Consider the following 21,408-nt stretch of genomic DNA (forward strand, 5'->3'; position numbering starts at 1 on the left):
TAGGCGTCCAGCGCGGTCTCCCGCACCCGCCCCAACAGCTCGGTAAACGTCGGATCACCCGAAACATCGGTACGCAACACCAACGTGTTGACGAAGAACCCCACCAGATCGTCGAGCGCCTGATCGGTCCGCCCGGCAATCGGCGAACCCACCGCAACATCCTCACCGGCACCCAACTTGCTCAACAACGCCGCCAACCCGGCCTGCAACACCATGAACACACTCGCCCCGGCGCGGCGGGAAAGCTCGCACATCGCGCGGTGCGCCTCGGGTGCGATCCGAACGGGTATCTGGTCGCCTTTGTAGGTCGCGACAGGAGGTCGGGGCCGGTCGGTGGGTAGCTGGAGCTGTTCGGGCAGCCCGGCCAACTGTTCGGTCCAATAGGCCAGTTGGGTGGCGAACACGCTGTCCGGATCGGACTGGTCCCCGAGCAGTTGGTGTTGCCACAGGGTGTAGTCGGCGTACTGCACGCCCAACGGCGCCCAACCCGGCATCGAGCCCTCGCATCGCGCCGCATAGGCAGCGGCCAGGTCGGCCGAAAGCGGGTTGAAGGACCAGCCGTCGCCGGCGATGTGATGCACCACGACCAACAGCACATGCTCGTCGGCCCCGATGGCGAACAGCTCCGCCCGCACCGGCACCTCGGCGGCCAAATCGAACTCATACCTCGCCGCGGCCGCCAACGCCTCCGGCAACTCCGACGCCGAACACTCGGTCACCCGCCAGGCCGGCCGGGCCTCGGCGGGGTCCAGAATCCGCTGGTGGGGCACCCCGTCGATCTCGGGGAAGACCGTGCGCAGGCTCTCATGCCGGGCCACCACATCGCCGACCGCCGCCCGCAACGCCTCCCGATCCAGCACCCCGCGCAACCGCAACGCCAACGGAATGTTGTACGTCGCGCTCGGCCCCTCCATCTGATGCAAGAACCACAACCGCCGCTGCGCAAACGACAACGGCACCCGCCCCGGCCGCTCACCGGCCCTCAACACCAACCGCGCCCGACCGCCGTCCACCAACCGAGCCGCCAACCCAGCCACCGTGGGAGCGTCGAACAACGCCCGCACACCAACCTCAACCCCGAGCGTGGCCCGGATACGCGCGACCAGACGAGTCGCCAACAACGAATGCCCACCCAAGGCGAAGAAATCGTCCTCCACCCCCACCGAAGCCACACCCAACACCTCGGCGAACAACTCCGCCAACAACTGCTCCTGAGGCGACCGCGCCGCCCGCCCAGCCACACCCGAACCAAAGTCAGGGGCCGGCAGCGCACGACGATCCAACTTCCCATTCGGCGTCAACGGCAACCCATCAAGCACCACCACCGCCGCCGGCACCATGTACTCCGGCAACCGCCCCCGCACAAACTCACGCACCACACTCGGATCCACCGCCCCCTCGGGAGCAATCACATAACCAACCAACCGGACATCCCCCGGCCGATCCTCCCGAGCAACCACCACCGCCCGCTCCACACCGGGATGGACACACAACACCGACTCGATCTCACCAGGCTCGATCCGAAAACCCCGAACCTTCACCTGCTCATCGGCCCGACCCAGAAACTCCAGCTCCCCCTCGGAGTTCCACCGCACCAAATCCCCCGTCCGATACATCCGCTCACCAGACCCACCAAACGGACACGCCACAAAACGCCCCGCCGACAACCCTGGACGACCCAAATACCCTCGAGCCAATCCCACCCCAGCGATATACAACTCACCCACAACACCCGGCGCCACCAACCCCAACCCCGCATCCAACACAAAAACCCGCGCATTACGAATCGGCCGGCCAATCGGCGGCGCGAGAGCCGAGGCGGTATCGCCGAACCAGGCGGTGGCATAGACGGTCGTCTCGGTCGGGCCGTAGATGTTGGCCACTCGACAGCCCGGGATCGCCGCCTCGATCGCCTGCATGGTCTCCCGCGTCACACGCTCACCGGCGAGCACCACGACGTCCGCGGTGATCTCCGCCCCGCCATGTGCCAGCACCTGCGAGAGGGCGGAAGGCACGGCGCTGACCATGCTGGTGTCCGATCCCGCGCTCGGGCGCTCGGTGAGCGTCAGCAGGTTCCGGACCAGCTCAATGCTCCCGCCGGAGCACAGCGGGCCCATGATCTCGAATACGGACACGTCGAAGTTCGTCGAGGTCGCGGCCAGCACCCGGGACAGGTCGGTCGCGCCGAAGGCGGAACCGGCCCAGCCGACGAGGTTGACGACGCTCTGATGGCAGACGACCACGCCTTTCGGGGTGCCGGTGGAGCCGGAGGTGTAGATCACGTAGGCGGGGTGGCCGGGGTGCAGCGGGGTGGTGCGGTCGGTGTCCGTGGGGTTCGTGTGGGGATGGCCGTCCAGGAGCGCGGCGGTGTCGGGGTCGTCGAGCACGAGGTGGGTGGTCGTGGTGGTGGGGATGGATGCGGCGGTCTCCCCGGCGGCGAGCACCAGGGTGGGCCGGGCATCGCGGAGCATGAGCTCGATCCGCGCGTTCGGGTAGTCGGGGTCGATGGGCAGGTAGGCGGCGCCGGCCTTGAGCACGGCCAGGATCGCGACCACCAGGTGCGGCGTGCGCGGCAGCGCCAACGCGACGATGTGCTCGGGCCCCACGCCGCGTCGGATCAGCGCGTGGGCGAGCCGGTTGGCGGCGGCGTTGAGCTCGGCGTAGGTCAGGGTCAGGTCGTCATGGCGTACCGCCGGGGCGCCGGGCGTGCGCGCGGCCCGCGTCTCGAACAGCTCGGGCAGGCAGACCGGCTCGAGTGGGGCGGCGGTGTCGTTGTGGTCGACCAGCAGACGATGGCGTTCCTCGGCGGTGAGGACGTCGATCCGGCCGATGGGCAGGTCCGGGTCGGCCACCGCGGCCTCCAGCAGCCGCACCCAACGGGCGAACAGCGTCTCGACGCCGGCGGGGTCGAACAGGTCGGTGGCGTACTCGATCTCGCCGTCCATGCCCCGGGCGGCGCCGTCGGGCGCATACCGCTCCCACAGGCTGACGGCGAGGTCGAACTTGGCGTTCCCGGTGGGCACCGGCGCCACCGCCGCGTCGAGCCCGGGGAAACCGAACTCGGCACCTGGCGCGTTCTGGACGGCGAGCATGACCCCGAACAGTGGGTGGTGCGCCAGCGAGCGCGTCGGGTTGAGGACCTCGACGAGGTACTCGAACGGGACGTCCTGGTGGGCGTAGGCGTCCAGCGCGGTCTCCCGCACCCGCGCCAGCAGCTCGGTGAACGTGGGGTCGCCCGAGGTGTCGGTGCGCAGCACCAGGGTGTTGACGAAGAACCCCACCAGATCGTCGAGGGCCTGGTCGGTACGCCCGGCGATCGGCGACCCGACCGCGACGTCCTCACCGGCACCGAGCTTGCTCAACAACGCCGCCAGCCCCGCGTGGAGCACCATGAACACGCTCATTCCGGCACGGCGGGCCAGCTCCACCAGACCCTGGTGCAGGCCCGCCTCGACCCGGACCGCCAGGCTGCCGCCCCGGTAGGTGGCGACGGCGGGGCGGGGCCGGTCGGTGGGCAGCTGGAGCTGCTCGGGCAGCCCGGCCAGTTGTTCGGTCCAGTAGGCGAGCTGGGCGGCGAAAACGCTGTCCGGATCGGACTGGTCCCCGAGCAACCGGTGCTGCCACAGGGTGTAGTCGGCGTACTGCACGCCCAACGGCGCCCAGCCCGGCGCCATCCCCTCGCACCGCGCCGCATACGCAGCCGCCAGATCCGCCGACAACGGATTCAACGACCACCCGTCACCGGCAATGTGATGCACCACGACCAGCAACACATGCTCGTGCGGCCCCACGATGAAAAGCTCGGCACGCACCGGGACCTCGGCGGCCAGGTCGAACTCGTACCGGGCCGCGCCGGCCAACGCCTCGGGCAGCTCGGCCGGGGAAACCTCGGTCACCCGCCAAGCCGGGCGCGCCGCGTCGGCGTCCAGAACGTGTTGGTAAGGCACCCCGTCGACCTCGGGAAAGACGGTGCGCAGGCTTTCATGACGGCCGACCACATCGGCCACCGCCGCCCGCAGCGCCTCCCGGTCCAACCGGCCGGACAAGCGCAACGCCAACGGAATGTTGTAGGTCGCGCTCGCCCCTTCCAACTGATGCAGGAACCACAACCGCCGCTGCGCGAACGACAACGGAATCCGCCCCGCCCGCTCACCGGCCGTCAACGCCAACCGCGCCCGACCGCCCTCTCCCAACCGGGCGGCCAACCGAGCCACCGTCGGCGCGTCGAACAACAACCGCACATCAATCTCCACGCCGAACGAGGCACGGATACGAGCGACCAGACGCGTCGCCAACAGCGAATGCCCGCCCAGCGCGAAGAAGTCGTCCTCCACCCCCACCGACGACACACCGAGCACCTCGCCGAACAACTCCGCCAACAACCGCTCCTGAGGCGTTTTCGGCGCCCGCCCGGCGCCGGGCTTCGGCAGGTCGGCCGAGGACGCGAAAGGCTCCAGGCTCCCGGTGAGATACGCCTCCCGGCATGCGTTGCGGCGCACCTTCCCGGTCGGGGTCATCGGGATCTGGCCGGGGGCGACCAGAAGCAGATCATCGGGCTCGATGCCGTGCGCGGTGGCCAGTTCCCGGCTCGCGGTCGCCACCGCCCGCGCGGGGTCGGACACGGCGGCGGGGTCGGCGGTGGCCACCACGACTACCTGGTCACGGTCCTCGCCGACGACGGCGAAGGCGGCGACCGGCCCGTTGCGCAGGCAGGGGTCGGCGAACTGGACGGTGGTCTCGAGCTCCTGCGGAACCAGGTTGCGGCCGCGGACGATGATCAGCTCGCTGAGCCGGCCGCGGATGAACAGCTCACCACCGTGCCGAAAAGCGAGGTCCCCGGTGCGCATGAACGGGCCGTCGCCGTCCGCGAGGCGAGCCCCGAAGGTGCGTTCGCTCTCCTCGGGCCGGCGCCAGTAGCCCTCGGCGACCGAAGGACCCGCGACCCAGACCTCACCGATCTCCCCGTCCGCACACCGCACCCGGGTGTCCGGGTGGACGACGTGCACGCGCAGGTTCATCCCGGCATACCCGTTGCCGACCAACGTCGAGGGGCCGGAACCGTTGGTCCGCTCCCCAGCCGTCACCGCGACGACCTGCCCCGGCACCGACTCGGCCGAGTCCAAGGTCAACCGCGCCGGCCCGGCGGGACCCCGGCAGGCCGTCGCGATGAACGTCTCAGTGGTGCCGTAGGCGGGAAAGAACGCGGAGCCTCGGAACCCGTGCGGCGCAAACGCCTGGGTGAACCCGTCGAGCACGCGCGGGCTGATCCGCTCCGCGCCGATCAGCGCGACCTCCCACCCGGACAGGTCGAGCTCGGCCCGCCGCCGGCGCGTGATCATCTCCACGCAGTGCTGGTAGCCGAACGGCGGCGCGCCGCTGAGCACCGGCGACCTCGCCGCGGAGATCTCGCCGAGCCATCGCGAGGGATCGGCGACGACGTACTCGGGAGTCAGGTTGACGACCTCGCCGGCCAACCGGCTCGCCTGCAGGACGAAGTTGAGACCCAACGCCCGATGTATCGGAGCCCAGTTGACCACCGACGCCCCGGCGGGCAGGGCGATCCGCTCGTGAAACGCGTCCAGCCACGCCATCAGCACGCCGTGCGACACCACGACGCCCTTGGGCTTTCCGGTCGAGCCGGAGGTGTACAGCAGCGCGGCGAGATCCGTCGGAGTGACCGCCGCCAGGGCGCCGCCCCCGGACACGACGTCACCGAATGGCGGCGCGTCCACGCACACGATCCGGATTGACGGCGCGCCGGTCTCCCGCCAGAACCGCTCCAGAACCGGGGCGATCGTCGAGTGGGTGAGAACGGCCTCGGCCCCGGCGTCCAGCGCGATCTCGGCGACCTGGCCGACGGCCCCGGCCCCCTCCGCCGGCGGTTCCACCGGGACCGCGCACGCCCCCGCATACAACGCGCCGGTGAAAGCCACGAGAAAATCGAGACCGCTCGGGAGCAGCACCAGGACCCGGGTGCCCGGACGGAGCGAGTCGGCAACCGAACGGGACCGCTCGTCCCATTCGCCCCTCGTCAGGGAACGCCGAGCACCGGTAAGGGGGTCGACGAACGTGATCGCCGTCCGGTTCGGGCCGAGTTCGGTGTTCCCGCGGAGCAGACCTACCAGGGTTGTCGAACCGGAATTCGCCATAAAGCAGCACCCCCACCAATCCAAGAGAGGAAAAGATCACCTCTGAACGCCCGACCGAATAGCCACGGCCGGGCGTATCGGACCGTTCTCAGCGTGTCTGAAGGCTCCTGGGGCGGAGATCGGTCCAGTGCTCCTCGACGTACGCCAGACAAACCTCCCGGTCAGCCTCGGCGTGTGCGATATCCCAACCGGCCGGCACCTTCACGAACGCCGGCCACAGCGAATGCTGACCTTCATGGTTGACCAACACCAAGAACCGACCGTTCTCATCCTCAAACGGATTGATCATGAGCACCCGTCCCTAACCACACGTATCGCGCACAGGCGATGGGTTGGACAATTCAGCGGGCGGCTACGCTGACACCAAGGAAAGACAATGCATACCTAACCCGGAAAACGCAACTGTTACAACCCGGCGAAGGCCGTCGCACCGGACTCGACCAACCGTGTGAACGAACACACCGGTCGGGCACATTACGTATCGAGCAAACGCCTAAATCGGCTCACTGAATACTTCTTTTCTCACCCACTCGGCCCCAGTACCGAGCAGTAGTCACCAGAACGGCCCACGCCCTCACCAGCCTTTGCTACCACGCAGTACTCACCAGATCGAGCGGCGCCCACCCGAAAGGTCGCACCGCCCCGGTGCGGCCACACCGCGCCGGATGCGTGCCGCGAGTCACCAGCAGGCTCACCGGGCCGAGCGCCTCCTCGGCGACGGCGACCTGGACGGTGACGCCGGCCGACCGCGCGACGGCGACCGCATGCCGGTACAGCTCGTGCGGCCGTCGAGGCCATCGACACCGCACCCGCGGTCCGGCTCGTTCGATGGACCCACACCGACCGCTACCTCGGAAAGTCGAGCCGCTCGAGGGCGAGCGGGCGCTGGCCCGCTGGAGCGACATCCGTTCACTGGAAGATCCGAAGATCGAATACCTCCGCCATGGCGTGATGTCCAGCATCGTTGGGATGCAGGTGGTCGCCGCTGTCGAACCTCGTGTCAAGCCGGCTTGGACGCGTCCGGCTACGCAGCACCGCGTCAAAGTCGACGACGTGGTCGAAGGTGTTGCTCCTCCGTATCCAGTGGTTGACCTGGCTCCGTACGCGCTCCTTCTCCGCCGTGTGAAACCCGGGGCCGGACAACGCACCCTCGAACGGTGTGATGGTAGACCCGATCATGGTGATCCGATTCCGTCGGGCCAGCGTCGCTATCTCGCTGAACCCTTCGATGAGTTGGGCGGCGGTCACCTGTTCGGCCGGCGGCGTGACCGATCCACCGAAACCAATGTCGTTGATCCCAAAAGAAGCGATGACGTACCTGACCCCGGTGAGGGAAAGAGCACCGTGCTCGAATCTGGCCATGCCGGCAGGACCGTGGAACGGCCGGTCCGGTGGGCTCGGGAACAGCAGGCGATTACCGATGATGCCGTGGTTCAGTACAGCGGTCGCGTTCGCGCCATGGTCGTGCTGGAGTCGCACGGCGAGGATGCTGGGCCATCGCCGGTTCGTGTCATGCGTGGAAGCGGCTCCGTCCACAAGGGAATCGCCCACGGCAACGACGGCGCGAGCGGGTCCCGGCCTCCTCACCTCGACGGCGGTGAGAAACGGCCACGACATCAAGGCCGTCGCAAACGGGAATCCGCTGGCACCACCGACGTCCGGGCCAGGCCGCGTGACGTAGCTCGTCTGCAGAGCCGGGAAGTGATCGGTGCACGCCTTGGCCGGCCGTGGAAGATATACGCTCACGGCGAGATCCGACAACGGTTCAACAGCCAGGTTCGAAGCGTCGCTCGTCACCTCACCCCCGGGCGCGATGGTCACCGAAGGGTGGCCATCGAAGCTCAAACGACGACTTGTCCCCGGCGCGATCGCCGCACCTTCCGCGCGCCGGGCGATGTACGCGGCTCCGATCTCGAGATCGGAGGTCCCGAAGGCATTACTGAGCCGAATCCGCGCACCGTCGCCACCCACCGAGCCGCGCACGATGAGCCGCAATGTCTGGCCTCGGTACTCGGCGGGCTCTCCCAGAGCCGGTTGAGGTGCCGCCGCCCAGGTACCGACCCAATGCTCCCCGCGCCCGGCCCCGGTCAGGGCCGTTCCTTCGCCGGATGCACGATCGTCGGCGATGGCATCGACCACGTCCGACTCCCTCCGTGCCGCGCCGACGACGCCCGCCGACACACACCTGACCCACCCCACCGGCGAAATGTGACCGACGGGGCGAGGACGGCGAGCGGTACGACCGCGTACCCGGCGGCGTCGTCGTGACCTCCGACGTGGGCGCGATCGCTCACACCACGACCACCGCGCCGCCCCGCCGGCCGTCGGCTCCCCCCTCCATCGCCCCGGTCCGGGTGTACCGGCGTACGGCCTGGCAGCCGCCGAAGAACAGGTGCGGACCGACGAACGGCCTGACGGCATGGCCGGCGCGCTCCAGCGCCGCCACGTCGATCCCCGGCTCGGCGTACGCGAGGCCCCGTTCAAGGTGCAGCCGAGGCGCATCCACGGCGTCCTGCGCCGACGCGCCTCGGTCGACGACGTTGACCACCACCTGCAGGAGCGCGCTGCGGATCCGGCTCGAGCCGGCGGAGCCGACCACCAGCTCGGCGACGTCGTCGTGGCACACCACCGTCGGGGCCATCGACGAGGGCAGCCGGTCGCCGAGGACGTGCGAGCCGAGGCCGCGAGGAACGACGTCGTGTTCGCCGAGCATGTTGTTCAGGTGCACGCCCGTGCCCGGGACACGAACCCCGGAGCCGGTCCCGTTGGAGCAGGTCACCGAGCAGGCCCAGCCATCGGCGTCGAGCACCGAGATGTGGGTCGTGGAGCCGAGCAGATCCGTGGACGCCGCCGAGGCGACCCTGCCCCGGGCCTCCCGGTCCGCCGCGTCCAGCGCGGCGGCGACCTCGGGCTCGCGCGGCGGGCCGTCGCCGGTCGCGAGATGGGTCAGGGCGCGGACCAGCCGGCCGCCGCCCGCGCTCGGGGGCGGGTTGGTGAAGACCTGACGCCCTCGGTAGGACACGCACAGCGGGGTCCGTGGCACGACGCGGTACGCCGCGAGGTCCTCGCGCGTCAGGGTGCCGCCCCGGGCACGCACCCAGGCCGACACGGCGTCGCCGATGTCGCCGGTGTAGAACGGCGCGGCGCCTTCCGACCCGAGCCGGTCGAGCGCGTCGGCGAGCTCCGGGTCGCGCAGCACCTCGCCCTCCCTCGGCGGGCGACCGTCGATCAGGTAGCGCTCGGCCGCCTCCGCCGACGAACTGATCACGCCCGCCAACAGCGCGAACACGTAGGCCTGCATCGCGTTCACCCGCACTCCCTCGCGGGCCAGCCGGGCCGCCGGCGCGGTCAGCTCGGCCAGCGGCGCGCGACCGAACAGCGTCGCCGCGGCGGCCACCCCCGCGGGCGCGCCGAAGGTGCCACACGAGGACGCCCCCACGTTGAACGTCTGGAGGGCGCCCTCGAAGGACAACACGACCTGCTCCATGGGCGCCGGACGGGCAGCGGCGCCGCGCCCGGGGGCTTCGACGAAGAAGTCGAGCAGCACCGGCCGCTGCCCGGGAGGGACGACGAGCAGGTGGCCTCCGGCGCCGAGGCCCGTGTGCAGCGGTTCCGCCACGAACGACGTCAGGACGGACGCGACCGCCGCATCGACGGCGTTGCCACCGGACCGCAGGGCCGCCGCCCCCGCGGCCGCCGTCGCCGGGTGCCCGGCCGCTACCACGCCCCGTTGCACCATCGGCGCCCCCCTCCTCACGGTGACGGCCCCAACGAACCCAGGCGCCGCCGCCGTTTACACCTTGCCCCACGCACTACCAGCGGTGAAGCTCGTCGAGGTAGCGGTCCCAGAGCCGACGCTGCCGGTCGATCCGGCATCGGAGGCGGCCGGCGACACTTCCTGGACCGAACGCGAGGACCAGGACCGTCAGCGCGAGGATCAGCAGCGCGACGTCCATGCCGGTTCCTCGCGGTGGTGCGCAACGATCGGGTTCCCGTCGAGCAGCACCAGGCACGGGCGGGCGAGCACGCTCGGGTCGTCCCTCGGGTCGCCGGGCACGGCGATGAGGTCCGCCCGCGCGCCGGCCAGCACCCGCCCGGCGGTGTCGCCGAGCCCCAGCAGCCGGGCACCTCCCGCCGTGCCGGCCCGCAGCGCGACCTCCGGCGGGCAGCCGAGCTGGACCATCGTGGCCAGTTCCTGCCACACCAACCCGTGTCGCTGGGTCGGCACTCCCGCATCGGTCCCCGCCGCGAGCGGCACCTGGTGCGCGAGCGCCGTGTGGAACGACTCGGCCGTGAGGTCCAGCAGGTCGGTGGCCTTGGCCAGCACGTCGGGCGGCATGCCGAGCGCGCGTCCGTTGGCGCAGATCGAGCGCAGCGGGGCGAGCGTCGGGACCAGGTACACCCCGGCGTCGGCCATCCGCGCGGCGGTCGGCGCGTCGAGCCTGCTGCCGTGCTCGATCGAGTCGGCACCGGCGTCGAGCGCGTTGACGATCGACTCCACCGAGTGCGCGTGCGCGGCGACCCCGCGCCCGGCCCGGTGCGCCTCGTCGACCGCGACGGCCAACTCCCCCGCCGTGAGCTGCACCGCTCCCGGGAGCTCGCCCGGCGGGCCGAGAATGCCGCCGGAGGCCATCAGCTTGATGCACTCCGCCCCGAACTTGATCTCGGCGCGCACCGCGTGGCGAACGGCGTCGGCCCCGTCGGCCTCCCGCCCGATGCAATGCACGTGTCCGCCGGTCATGGTGACCGCGCGGCCGGCGGCCACCACCCTCGGCCCCCGGGCGAGGCCCGCGTCGATGGCGCCGGCCACCTCGATCGCGAGCGCTTCGGTGGAGCCGAGGTCTCGGACCGCCACGACCCCGGCCCGCAGGTGCGCCTCGGCCCGGGCAGCGGCGCGGAACGACGTGCGTACGGCGGACTCCGAGGCGACCACCGACTCCGGCGCCACCGACCCGTCCCAGACCAGATGCACGTGGGCGTCCACCAGGCCGGGCAGGATGGTGGCCTCGCCCAGCTCGACGACGTCGCGCTCCGGCCCGTCGTCCCCGAGGACGTCGACGATCCGCTCGCCCTCGACCACGACCCGCCGGTTCGCCGTCATGGCCTGGCCGTCGAACACCCGGGCGGCGCGATAGATGACCGTCATGTGCTCGCCAGCTCCCCCCGCGCCGTCTCCCGCATGAACAGCGCCGCGACCAGCGAGATGGCCGCCGCGATCACGAGGTAGAGCACCGGGGCGAGCAGCGCGTCGGACACCGCGCTGAGATAGGTCACCAGCAGCGGCGAGAAGCCACCGAACACCGAGACGGCGACGCTGTAGCCGATCGACAGGGAGCTTGCGCGCAGCCGCGTCGGGAAGATCTCCACCAGCGCCGTCGGGGCGGCACCCGCCCACAGCGCCGTGGACACCGCGAGGATCAACTGTCCGGCCACCGCACCCGCGAACGACTTCGAGAAGATCAGCAGGAAGCTCGGATAGGCGGCGACCGCCGGCACGATCGCGGCGGCGATCATCATCCACCGCCTGCCCACCGCGTCGGACCACCGTCCCACGAAGGGGACGACGACGGTGAACACGGCCAGGCCTATCGAGTTGATCAACAACGCCTGGGGCAGGGAGAACCCGGCCCGTGCGGACAGGTGGGTCGGCATGTAGAGCAGGACCAGGTAGACCTGGGCCGTGCCGACGACCACCAGCCCGATCGTCAGCACCAGGTTGCCCATCTGGGTGCGCAGGCTGGACAGCAGCGGCGAGTCCGCCACCAGGTTGCGCGCCTTGAGGGCGACGAAGTCGGGGCTGTCCTCCAGCTTGGTGCACAGGTAGAAGCCGACGATCCCGAGCGGGGCGCCGAGCAGGAACACGGCCCGCCAGCCCCACGCCGCCAGGGCGTCCGGGGGCAGGGTCGCGCTGGCCGTCGCGCCGAGCGCCGCGCCGAGGAGCAGGGCCAGCCCGATCCCGGAGTAGGTCCAGCTCCCGGTGAGTCCGCGACGTCCCGGTGGCGAGTTCTCCACGAGGTAGGAGGTGGCGGTCGCGTACTCGCCGCCGGCGGAGAGCCCCTGCAGGGCGCGCGCCAGCACGAGCAGCACCGGCGCGGCGATACCCATCTGCTCATACGTCGGAAGCACGCCGATGGCGGCCGTCGCGCCCGACATGATCAGCACGACGATCGCCAGCGTGAGGCGCCGGCCGATCCGGTCCCCGAGCCGTCCGAAGATCAGCGCGCCGATGGGCCGGAAGAGGAACGCGAGCCCGAACACCGCGAAGGTGGCGAGCAGGCCGGCGGTCGGGTCGTGCGACGGGAAGAACAGCGGAGCCATGACCACCGCGAAGTAGGCGTAAACGCTGAAGTCGTACCACTCCACGAAGTTGCCGACAACCGAAGCGACAATCGCCCGCCGCCGCATTCCGGGCCCGATCGCATCGGTCCCGGAATCTTCCGCACGGGTGTTCAGACCGTCAGCCGCGCTGCTTCCCGCCATCGTCACTCCCCTGGTTTCCGATTGCGTTCCTCCTCCGTGCGAAAACGACGGAGAAATGGCAGACGAGGCCGATCAGCAGCCACACGCCGCCGCCGCTCAGCCCGATGAGCCCGCTGGTCAGAAACAGACATCCGCACGCAATGAACGCGAGCGGCATCACGAGCCACACGGCCGGAATCCGGAAGTCCTGCTCGCCGCTCGGGAGCTTCCGGCGCCTGGTCACCACGAGAACCACCAGCGGGAAGACGAAATGCAGTACGTAGAGGAAACCGCCGATCTTCGCGGCCAGCGGGATGGAGACGGTGGCGGCAATGACCGCGAACAGCGCGCCGTTCAGCGCGATCGTCACCCAGGGCACCCGAGTGGACCGGGATACGCTCGCCAGCCTGGCCGGGAGCAGGCCGTCGCGCGCCATCGCGAACGAGATCCGGCTGGTCACGATGAGCACGGCGTTCGCGGTCGCCGCGGTGGTCAGCAGCGCCGCGACCGCCATCAGGGTGCCGCCCGCCGGCCCCGCCAGCCGTTGCGCGGCGTCGGCCAGCGGCGCCTCGGTGGCGAGCTGCTCCGGGGACAGGGTGCCGACCGCGGCGAGCGCGACCAGGACGTAGAGCCCCAGCACGAGGAACAGCGTCAGGATGATCGCCTTGGGCAGGTTGCGCCGAGGCTCGACGACCTCCTCCCCCGCCGCGGCCACCATGTCGAAGCCGCCGAACGCCAGGAACGTCACGAGCGTGGCCGCCGCGACGCCGCCGAGACCGGCCGGAAGGAAGGACGCCAGCAGGTCGGGGTGCAGCGACAGCACGCCGCCGAACGCGAACACGGCGAGCACCACGATCCCGAGCAGGATGACGACGTTCTGCCAGCGCCCGGAGAGCCTGACACCGCCGAGGTTCACGGCGGTACAAACGGCCACCAGCAACAGCGAGCCCAGGACCACCGGGAGCCCGGTGAGTGCGGAGAGGTACCCGCCGAAACCCACGATCACGTATCCGCTGACAAAAATGTAGCCGCCCCAGAACGACCAGCCCATTACGAAACCCCAGTGCTCGCCGAGCACCTGCCGGGTCATCGCGTAGCCACCGCCCGCGAGCGGATAACGGCACGAGAGCTCGGCATAGGGAAGCGCGATGAGCAGCGCGGCCACGAACGCCAATCCGAACGAGATGAGCACGCCCGGCCCGGCCAGCGCGGCGCCCTGTCCGATCAGGACGAAAATCCCGCCGCCGATGGTGCCCCCAACCCCGAGTGACACCGCCTCCCGCAGCCCGAGCCCTCGCCGCAGCGGCGGTTGCGTTGCCGGCGCACCGTCGGACTTGTGCACTGATGAAATGGGAATCCCTCCCGGCGTGGGTGCCCCTCCGCCGCAAGCGGCGTCACCCTGCTCGTGCGACCTATCGATCGTCGCAGCCACCTGGCATCCATTCAACCTTAAATATCCTGCACTCAGGGTTTAGTGTTGCTTCATGCTTAACGTGAACCGACTGCGTGTCCTCCAAGAGGTCGCGGAATACGGCTCGCTCTCCAAGGCGGCCGAAGCGGTGGGCCACACCGTGTCCGCGGTCTCACAGCAAATCACCGCCCTCGAACAGGAGGCGGGAGCCCGCCTGGTCGAGCGGCATGCCCGGGGCGTATACCTCACCGAGGCCGGCCGGGTGCTGGTCGACCACACCGACGTGATCCTCGCGGAGGTCCGCGCGGCCGAGCTCGCGCTCGGTGCCCTCGGCTCGGGCAAGCGCGGCCAGATGCGCATCGCCTCGTTCACCACCGCCAACGCGGCGTTCCTGCCGCAGGCGATCCGCATCTTCGCCGGCCGGCATCCGGGGCTCACCCTGGTCCTCACCGAGGCCGACTGCGACGAGAGCGCGCTGATGCTCGCGCGGCGCCGCGCCGACCTCGCGCTGGTCTACGAGTTCCCCGCGGTGCCGTTGCGGCGCGACGGCCTGCTGCTCACCCCGCTCCTCGACGACTCTCTCTACGCCGCGCTGCCGTCCGACCACCGGCTCGCCGGCCGCACCCAGCTGGAGCTGACCGACCTCGCCGACGAGCCGTGGATCCAGGGGGCGCACCACAGCTCGACGGCCAACGTCCTGCCCTACGCGTGCCGCCGCGCCGGGTTCGAGGCCCGGATCGCGTTCCGCACCGACGACCAGATGACGGTGCGCGGGCTGGTGGCCGCCGGTCATGGGGTGGCGCTCGCGTCGTCGATCACGTTGGGCAGTACGCCGCCCGGCCTGGTCGTCGTGCCGCTGCGCAACCCCTGGCTGGTGCGGCGGATCTTCGCGGCGACCCGGGCCGACACGCCCGCGCTGCCCGCCGTCGACGCGATGATCGACTGCCTGCGCGAGGTCGTCCCGTCCGTCCGATGAACGCTCACGGCAGCATCGCGAACGCGCGCCCCGGCGCTCCGGTGCCGCCCTCCACCCGCAGCGGAAGGAAGCAGAACCACGCGCCCCTCGGCGGCAGCCGACCCAGGTTGCCGAGGCACTCGACGAAGACCATGCCCGCGCTGAGCCCGCGCACGTGGACCGGCGCCGCGTCGTGAGCCGGCCCGATCGAGGCCCCGTCCGTGCCGAGGCACCGGATGCCCCGCTCGAGCAGCAGCTCGACGGCGCCGACCGACGGCGCGGGCCAGCCGGGCGCCTTCCCGGTGGTCACCACGTCGTGGCAGTACGCCCGGCCGGCGGCGCCGCGCACGTAGTTGCGGTCCCATCCGGTGTGCAGCAGCACGATGTCGCCGTCCGCCAGCCGGCCGTGCCGGCCCTCCCAGGACACGATGTCCTCCGGCTCGACCAGCGGGCTCACGCCGGCCCGTCCGGAGTCCGGCCCCGCCGGCGCCTCGATCACGGCGGCGGGTCCCATCAACCGCCGCAGCTCGATGCGGTCGACCGAGACCACGCCCTGGTCCCCGGCGTCGGGCAGCCCGGACCCGGGCGGGGGCACGAAGTGCGTCGGGGCGTCGACGTGGGTACCGGTGTGCTCGTCGATCGCCATCCAGCGGGTCGCGTACGGCCCGAGCCGATCCGGCACGGTGTGGCTCCCGCACCGGTGGGCGGTGAACCAGTTGTAGGTCTTGACCTGGAACGGCAGGTGCGTCGTCCAGTGGCAGGGCAGGTCCTCGGCCAGCGGGAGGGAGAGGTCCACCACGTCCCGCGTCCCCGGCCAGTCCAGGCCGGTCACGCCACCCGCCTGATGTCGGTCGCCCGGCCAGCCGTCACGTCCACCAGGACGCCGCTGACCTCGATGGGACCCGCGATCGGCACCGGCAACGGGCGCGTGTACGGGTCGCCGAAGCGCACCAGCCCGTCCACCAGCCGCCCCGGGTCGAACCCCTGTACCCCGCCGATCGGGCCCGTCATGCCGACCTCGGTGACGAGAACCGTGCCGAGCGGGAGCCGATGCAACCGCGTCGTGGCCTCGTGCGAGTGCGTGCCAAGGACGGCGGCGGCCTGCCCGTCGACGGCGTGCGCGAACACCTGCTTGTCGAAGACGTGGTCGCCGTGGAAGTCCACGACCACGGTGCCCACCCGGTCGGCCTCCAGCCAGCTCTCGTAGGGCGGCCGGACCTTTCCCTCGATGTGTATGGCGCGCGGGTCGACCAGGTTCACCACGGTCACCGGGCCGTCCGCCGTCTCCACGGTGATCCCGCCGCGACCGGCCATCTCCGGCGGCACGTTGGCCGGACGGATCACCTTCGGATTCTCCAGCAGCTCGACCGACTCGTCGTCGTCCCAGGAGTGGTTGCCGCCGCTGATGACATCGACGCCGGCGGCCAGCAACATCCCGACTTCCTCCGCGCCCATTCCCAGGCCGTCCGGGGCGCAGTTCTCGGCATTCACGACGACGATATCCGGCGCGTGTTCGGCGCCGAGCTCGGCGATGCGCTCGACGAGCACCCGGGTGGCCTCGTGGCCCACAACATCACCGAAGAACAGCATCTTCACAGGGCACTACCTCCTCGCGAACCCTTGTACCGCGGTGCCAAACCGTGCTGAAGAAGCCCCTGATCACTGTCTTCGCACCCAGGCGGCTCTTGAACACGACCTAGTCTTCCCCGGGCAAATGCCGTGCGGATCGGCCGATTCGGCCATAGCTACTACCACCTTGTGGTTGTATCCGGTGACCATATCCGCCAGTTCTCCCGGACTCGCCTCCCGCGCTTAGCCCGGTGCCCTAACATCCGCGTCGACCTTCATTTCGCGGAACGCGGATGCATATTCCCGCCGGATCTCCAGGAGTACGCATGGACCAGTGTGGACGCCGCCGGGCCGGGGCCTCCCTCTACACCGGCCGAGACCTGGCGCCGATGCGCGCCCACCTGCGGTCCATCGGCTTCAGCGCCGAGGACCTCGCCCGGCCGATCATCGGGGTCGGTCACTCCTGGATCGAGACCATGCCGTGCAACTACACACACCGCCAGCTCGCCGAGGTCGTCAAGGAGGGGGTTCGCGCGGCGGGCGGCACGCCCATGGAGTTCAACACGATCGCGATCTCGGACGTCGGGACGATGGGCACCGAGGGCATGCGCGCCTCGCTGATCAGCCGGGAGGTGATCGCCGACTCGATCGAGCTGGTGGCCAGGGGCTATCTCTTCGACGGCCTGGTCAGCATCGTCGGGTGTGACAAGACGATCCCGGGCGCGGCGATGGCCCACACCCGCCTCGACATCCCGGGCGTGATCATCTACTCCGGCTCGACGATGCCGGGGCGGTTCAACGGGGCGCCGGTCACCGCCGCCGACGTCTTCGAGGCGGTGGGCGCCGTCGCGGCGGGCACGATGAGCGACGCCGAGCTCGCCGAGCTCGAACGGGTGGCCTGTCCCGGCCCCGGCGCCTGCGGCGGGCAGTTCACGGCGAACACCATGGCCATGGCGATGGAGTTCCTCGGGCTCTCCCCGCTGGGCTCCTCCGGTCCGCCGGCCCTCGACCCGCGCCGGAAGGAGGCGTGCCGGGCCGCCGGGGCGTTGGCGGTGGACGCGGTGCTGGCCGACCGCCGGCCGAGCGCCCTTCTGACCGGCGCGTCCTTCGCGAACTCGATCACGGCGGGCGCGGCCACGGCGGGCTCGACGAACCTGGTGCTGCATCTGCTCGCCATCGCCCACGAGGCGGGCGTGCCGCTGGCGCTGGCCGACTTCGACCGGATCTCGCGGGTCACCCCCGTGATCGCCGACCTGCGGCCGTTCGGCCGCTACACCGCCGTGGAGCTGGACCGGGCCGGCGGGAACCGGGTCGTCGCCGCCCGCCTTCTGGCCGAGGGCCTGCTGGACGGCGAGGCGCGCACCGTGACCGGCCGCACGCTCGGCGACGATGCCGCCGACGCCGTCGAGACACCCGGCCAGGACGTCGTGACATCGCCTCGGCGCCCGCTGCAGGCCACCGGTGGGCTGGCGATCCTCACCGGCAACCTCGCTCCCGAGGGCAGCGTGCTCAAGCTCGCCAGCCACCACCGCACCCGCCACGCGGGGCCCGCGCGGTGCTTCGACTCCGAGGAGGCGGCGATGGCGGCCATCCAGCGGGGGGACGTGCGGCGCGGCGACGTCGTGCTCATCCGGTACGAGGGTCCGCGCGGCGGGCCGGGGATGCGGGAGATGCTGGGAGCCACCGCCGCGCTGGTCGGGCGCGGGCTCGGCCCGCACGTGGCGCTGGTGACCGACGGCCGGTTCTCCGGGGCCACCCGTGGGCTCATGGTCGGGCACGTGGCGCCGGAGGCGGCGTCCGGCGGTGCGATCGCCCTGGTCCGCGACGGCGACACCATCGACATCGACGTGGATGCGCGGTCGATCCGCATCGAGGTCACCGACGCCGAGCTCGCCGCCCGTCGCCGGGACTGGACGGCGCCCGCCCCGTCCCCGGAGCGTGGGGTGCTGGCCAAGTACCGAGGGTCCGTCGGCTCGGCGTCGTACGGGGCCGTCACGACAGCCGCTGCGCCGACCGACCGGGAACACGGTCGAGCAGCCGCAGCGCCGGCACCGCCATCAGCGTGGTCGCGATCGCCATCCCGACCATGATGGTGAACAACGGCGGCGTGATGACCCCCAGCCGCAGGCCCACGCTCAGGATGACCACCTCGGTCACCCCCCTGGCGTTCATCAGCACACCGATCCGCAGCGCGTCCGGCCAGCTCTCGCCCACCAGCCTCGCGACCACGGCGGCCCCACCGAGCTTGCCCGCCACCGCGACCACCAGCACCAGCAGCGCCAACAGCCAGTGCACGGCGGTCCCCAGCTGGTCGACCCGGGTGGACAGGCCGACCACCACGAAGAAGATCGGCAGCAGCACGTTTCCCACCACCGCGTCGAGCTGCCGATGGACGGTCATCCGCCAGGCGCCGTTGCCCGGCATGACCACCCCGGCCAGGAAGGCGCCGAAGACCGTGTGCACGCCGGCGTGCTCCGCGACCCACGCGCTGAGCACGGTGATGACGACGGCCGCCCAGAGCGGCAGCCGCCGCACCCTACGCAGCAGCGGTCGGACCACCACCAGCATGGCCGCGACGTAGCCGGCCGCCAGCAGCACCTTGGCGACGGCCTCGACGGGACCGGCGACGCCGATCAGCGCGACGGCCCCGGCAAGCAGCAGCCAGGCCACGATGTCGTTGATCGCCGCGCAGGCCAGCGCGACCGAGCCGACCCAGGTGCCGCGCAACCCGCTCTCCGCCAGCAGCCGGGCGAGCACCGGCAGCGCGGTCACCGACATCGCCACCGCCAGGAACACCGTGAACGCGGGACGACCGACGGGGGTGGGGAAGACGCCGTAGAGAAGCTGCGCCAACACCGCCGCCAGCGCCATCGGCAGCAGGATCGTCACCTGGCTGATGGCCACCACCCGGCGGGCCATCGTGCGCACCGCCGCCTGGTTCAGCTCCATGCCGACCAGCATCATGAAGAAGATCAACCCCACCTGGGCGAGCACCTCGAGCGCGTCGAGGGCCTCGGAGGGGAACAGCGCCGCGTGGAACGCCGGGACCAGCTGACCCAGCATGCCGGGGCCCAGCACCACCCCGGCGGCGAGCTCGCCGACCACCCGAGGCTGGCCGAGCCGCGCCACCAACGCCCCGACCAGCCGAACCACGAGCACGACAACGGCGATGCTGAGCAGCACTGTCGCGCTCATCTGACCTCCGGCACGGGGACCTCACTGGGACCTCACTGGGACAGGGAGAGAACCGCCTCCACCCGGCTCGACGGACCGAGGCGTGCCCGGCCGCCGAGGTGCACCAACTCGACGATCGCGGCGAACCCCGCGAGCGACGCCACCGACCGCCTGACCAGCTCCAGCGCCGCGGCCGCGGTCCCTCCCGTCGCCAGCACGTCGTCGACCACCAGCACGCGCCCCGCCCGATCGAGATCGGCGCGCTGCACCTCCAGGACGGCCTCGCCGTACTCCAGGGCGAACGCGGCGGAGTCCACGGCCCCCGGCAGCTTGCCCGCCTTCCGGGCGAGCAGCAGCGGCCGTCCGGAGGACACCGCCACCACCGTGCCGATCGGTATGCCGCGGGCGTCAATAGCGAGCACCGAGTCGAACTGGCCGTCAAACCGGCGGACGATGTCCGCACCCACCGCCGAACGGAGCGCCGGATCGGCATACACCGGTCCAAGATCGAGAAATTGCACACCCGGCACGGGGAAATCCGTGTACGTTCGCGCGACTGTGCGCAGTCGGCCGCTCACAGTGAACGATTCAGATGCCGTCATGTGGACGTCACCGTCCTAGCTGTGGATTTTGTGGATAAAGCCCCGTCCCGCGGCCTCCGCACGCGCTGCCACGTTGGGGTAACGGCGGGTACGACCTTCCGCCTATAAAGTGTGTCTTCACGCGCAGGCCCTAAGCCTATACTGTCGCTTCAGGTGCCTGATTCGCCGCGTTGATCGAGATGGGTGGCCGCGGATAACCGTCACCGTCCGGCTCGCATCGCGCGGGGAAGCTGTCGACCGCCACGCCGACGCACACGCGGAACAGCAGCGATCACGACGGCACCCGGACGCACGAGTCCAGCGAACCGATGGGCACAGGACCGGGTCAAGCTCGCCCGGTGGCGCGGCGGGCTCGTGACACGGTCCGTCGGATCAACGCACGGGCGGGCGCGGCCGAGGGGGGTCACGACCGTGAGAAATGCGACGGGTGTTACGGAGGTGCGGTTCGAAATGAATGGAGACCGGGTAAGCGTCGCGATAGTTGACGATGAGCCACTGTCGCGCCGCGGTCTCGCCTCGATCATCGATCAGGAGGACGATTTCTCCGTCCTCGCGGACACCGTTTCCGCCGATGCCGCGCGCACCATCAGTACGTTGTATCCGGATGTTGTCCTGCTGGTCAGCGACGCATCGGCGGCGAAGGTCGTCGCCCAGCTGAGATCCCTTTCCACGGTGTCGCCCAGGTCGCGCTTCGTCGTTCTCGCCAGCCAGGACGAACCACGCCGCGTGCGACATCTGGTCACGGCGGGTGCGCAGGCATACATTCTGCGTAGCGCGGCACCGAGCGAGCTGGTCACGGCGATCAGGGTCGTCAGTGGCGAGAGCGGACGGGTCATGCTGTCGGTTTCGCGCCGGACCGTCCACGCCCTCAACGACGGCGACAACACGACGCTGTCCGAGCGGGAGATCGAGGTGCTGGACCTCGTGGCGGCCGGGAAACGCAACGTCGAAATCAGCTCGACCCTCTACATCGCCGAGGGCACCGTCAAGAGACATCTGACCAATATCTACGCCAAGCTCGGGGCGACCTCGCGGACCGATGCCATTCGCCGCGCCCGGGAACAGGGGCTGGAACTGCGGTGAGTGACG

15 protein-coding genes are annotated in these 21,408 nt (G+C 70.7%); 3 read left to right on the forward strand and 12 right to left on the reverse strand.

The genetic code is table 11. From position 1 onward, the window contains the following. From N912_RS59760 to N912_RS59775, 8 genes are all read right to left on the reverse strand, one after another. Positions 1-6,149, reverse strand: a 6,149-nt coding sequence (locus N912_RS59760; protein ID WP_156994476.1) for a non-ribosomal peptide synthetase, incomplete at its 3' end; no start/stop codon positions are given. 88 nt (positions 6,150-6,237) lie between these two features. Continuing rightward, positions 6,238-6,438 carry an MbtH family protein gene (locus N912_RS0148310; protein WP_028928032.1) on the reverse strand — a complete coding sequence of 67 codons (201 nt, stop codon included), beginning with the start codon at positions 6,436-6,438 and terminating at the stop codon, positions 6,238-6,240. Between the two features lie 620 nt (positions 6,439-7,058). Then, positions 7,059-8,288 carry an SGNH/GDSL hydrolase family protein gene (locus N912_RS59765; RefSeq protein ID WP_156994477.1) on the reverse strand — a complete coding sequence of 410 codons (1,230 nt, stop codon included), beginning with the start codon at positions 8,286-8,288 and terminating at the stop codon, positions 7,059-7,061. A gap of 151 nt (positions 8,289-8,439) precedes the next feature. Then, the gene (locus N912_RS0148320) at positions 8,440-9,888 is read right to left on the reverse strand and encodes a gamma-glutamyltransferase (protein WP_037070466.1); all 1,449 of its coding nucleotides are present in this window, start codon (positions 9,886-9,888) and stop codon (positions 8,440-8,442) included. A gap of 73 nt (positions 9,889-9,961) precedes the next feature. Beyond that, positions 9,962-10,105, reverse strand: coding sequence for a hypothetical protein (locus tag N912_RS64415; protein WP_156994478.1), 144 nt, complete (start codon positions 10,103-10,105; stop codon positions 9,962-9,964). Beyond that, the gene (locus tag N912_RS59770; RefSeq protein ID WP_051581828.1) at positions 10,087-11,295 is read right to left on the reverse strand and encodes a metal-dependent hydrolase family protein; all 1,209 of its coding nucleotides are present in this window, start codon (positions 11,293-11,295) and stop codon (positions 10,087-10,089) included. Before N912_RS59770 ends, N912_RS64415 begins: the two co-directional genes overlap by 19 nt. Then, complete coding sequence (locus tag N912_RS0148335; protein ID WP_051581829.1) at positions 11,292-12,554, reverse strand: MFS transporter; 1,263 nt, start codon at positions 12,552-12,554, stop codon at positions 11,292-11,294. Before N912_RS0148335 ends, N912_RS59770 begins: the two co-directional genes overlap by 4 nt. 52 nt (positions 12,555-12,606) lie before the next feature. After that, positions 12,607-13,950, reverse strand: a complete 1,344-nt coding sequence (locus N912_RS59775; RefSeq protein WP_211261667.1) for an APC family permease — start codon at positions 13,948-13,950, stop codon at positions 12,607-12,609. 151 nt (positions 13,951-14,101) lie between these two features. Here N912_RS59775 and N912_RS0148345 point away from each other — a divergent pair, with 151 nt between their 5' ends. Further along, positions 14,102-14,995: a LysR family transcriptional regulator gene (locus tag N912_RS0148345; RefSeq protein ID WP_211261668.1), complete on the forward strand. Its 894-nt coding sequence runs from the start codon at positions 14,102-14,104 to the stop codon at positions 14,993-14,995. Between the two features lie 4 nt (positions 14,996-14,999). Here N912_RS0148345 and N912_RS0148350 read toward each other — a convergent pair whose 3' ends face one another. After that, the gene (locus N912_RS0148350; RefSeq protein WP_028928036.1) at positions 15,000-15,806 is read right to left on the reverse strand and encodes a cyclase family protein; all 807 of its coding nucleotides are present in this window, start codon (positions 15,804-15,806) and stop codon (positions 15,000-15,002) included. After that, on the reverse strand, positions 15,803-16,564 hold the full coding sequence (locus tag N912_RS0148355) for a YmdB family metallophosphoesterase (protein WP_245645971.1): 762 nt from the start codon (positions 16,562-16,564) through the stop codon (positions 15,803-15,805). Before N912_RS0148355 ends, N912_RS0148350 begins: the two co-directional genes overlap by 4 nt. A 305-nt stretch (positions 16,565-16,869) precedes the next feature. Here N912_RS0148355 and ilvD point away from each other — a divergent pair, with 305 nt between their 5' ends. Beyond that, the gene (gene ilvD, locus N912_RS0148360) at positions 16,870-18,633 is read left to right on the forward strand and encodes a dihydroxy-acid dehydratase (RefSeq protein WP_028928038.1); all 1,764 of its coding nucleotides are present in this window, start codon (positions 16,870-16,872) and stop codon (positions 18,631-18,633) included. Here ilvD and N912_RS63150 read toward each other — a convergent pair. Both N912_RS63150 and N912_RS0148370 read right to left on the reverse strand, forming a co-directional pair. Beyond that, positions 18,536-19,738, reverse strand: a complete 1,203-nt coding sequence (locus N912_RS63150) for a cation:proton antiporter domain-containing protein (protein WP_084212136.1) — start codon at positions 19,736-19,738, stop codon at positions 18,536-18,538. The two genes, ilvD and N912_RS63150, sit on opposite strands and share 98 nt — an antisense overlap. Positions 19,739-19,770: 32 nt before the next feature. Continuing rightward, positions 19,771-20,319, reverse strand: a complete 549-nt coding sequence (locus N912_RS0148370) for an adenine phosphoribosyltransferase (RefSeq protein ID WP_028928039.1) — start codon at positions 20,317-20,319, stop codon at positions 19,771-19,773. A gap of 438 nt (positions 20,320-20,757) precedes the next feature. Between N912_RS0148370 and N912_RS0148375 the strand changes: the two genes are divergently transcribed. After that, the gene (locus tag N912_RS0148375; protein WP_051581831.1) at positions 20,758-21,402 is read left to right on the forward strand and encodes a LuxR C-terminal-related transcriptional regulator; all 645 of its coding nucleotides are present in this window, start codon (positions 20,758-20,760) and stop codon (positions 21,400-21,402) included. The last annotated feature ends 6 nt before the right edge of the window (positions 21,403-21,408 follow it).

The sequence above is a fragment of the Actinospineispora acaciae DSM 45401 genome (assembly GCF_000620785.1).
Lineage (GTDB): Bacteria > Actinomycetota > Actinomycetes > Mycobacteriales > Pseudonocardiaceae > Pseudonocardia > Pseudonocardia acaciae.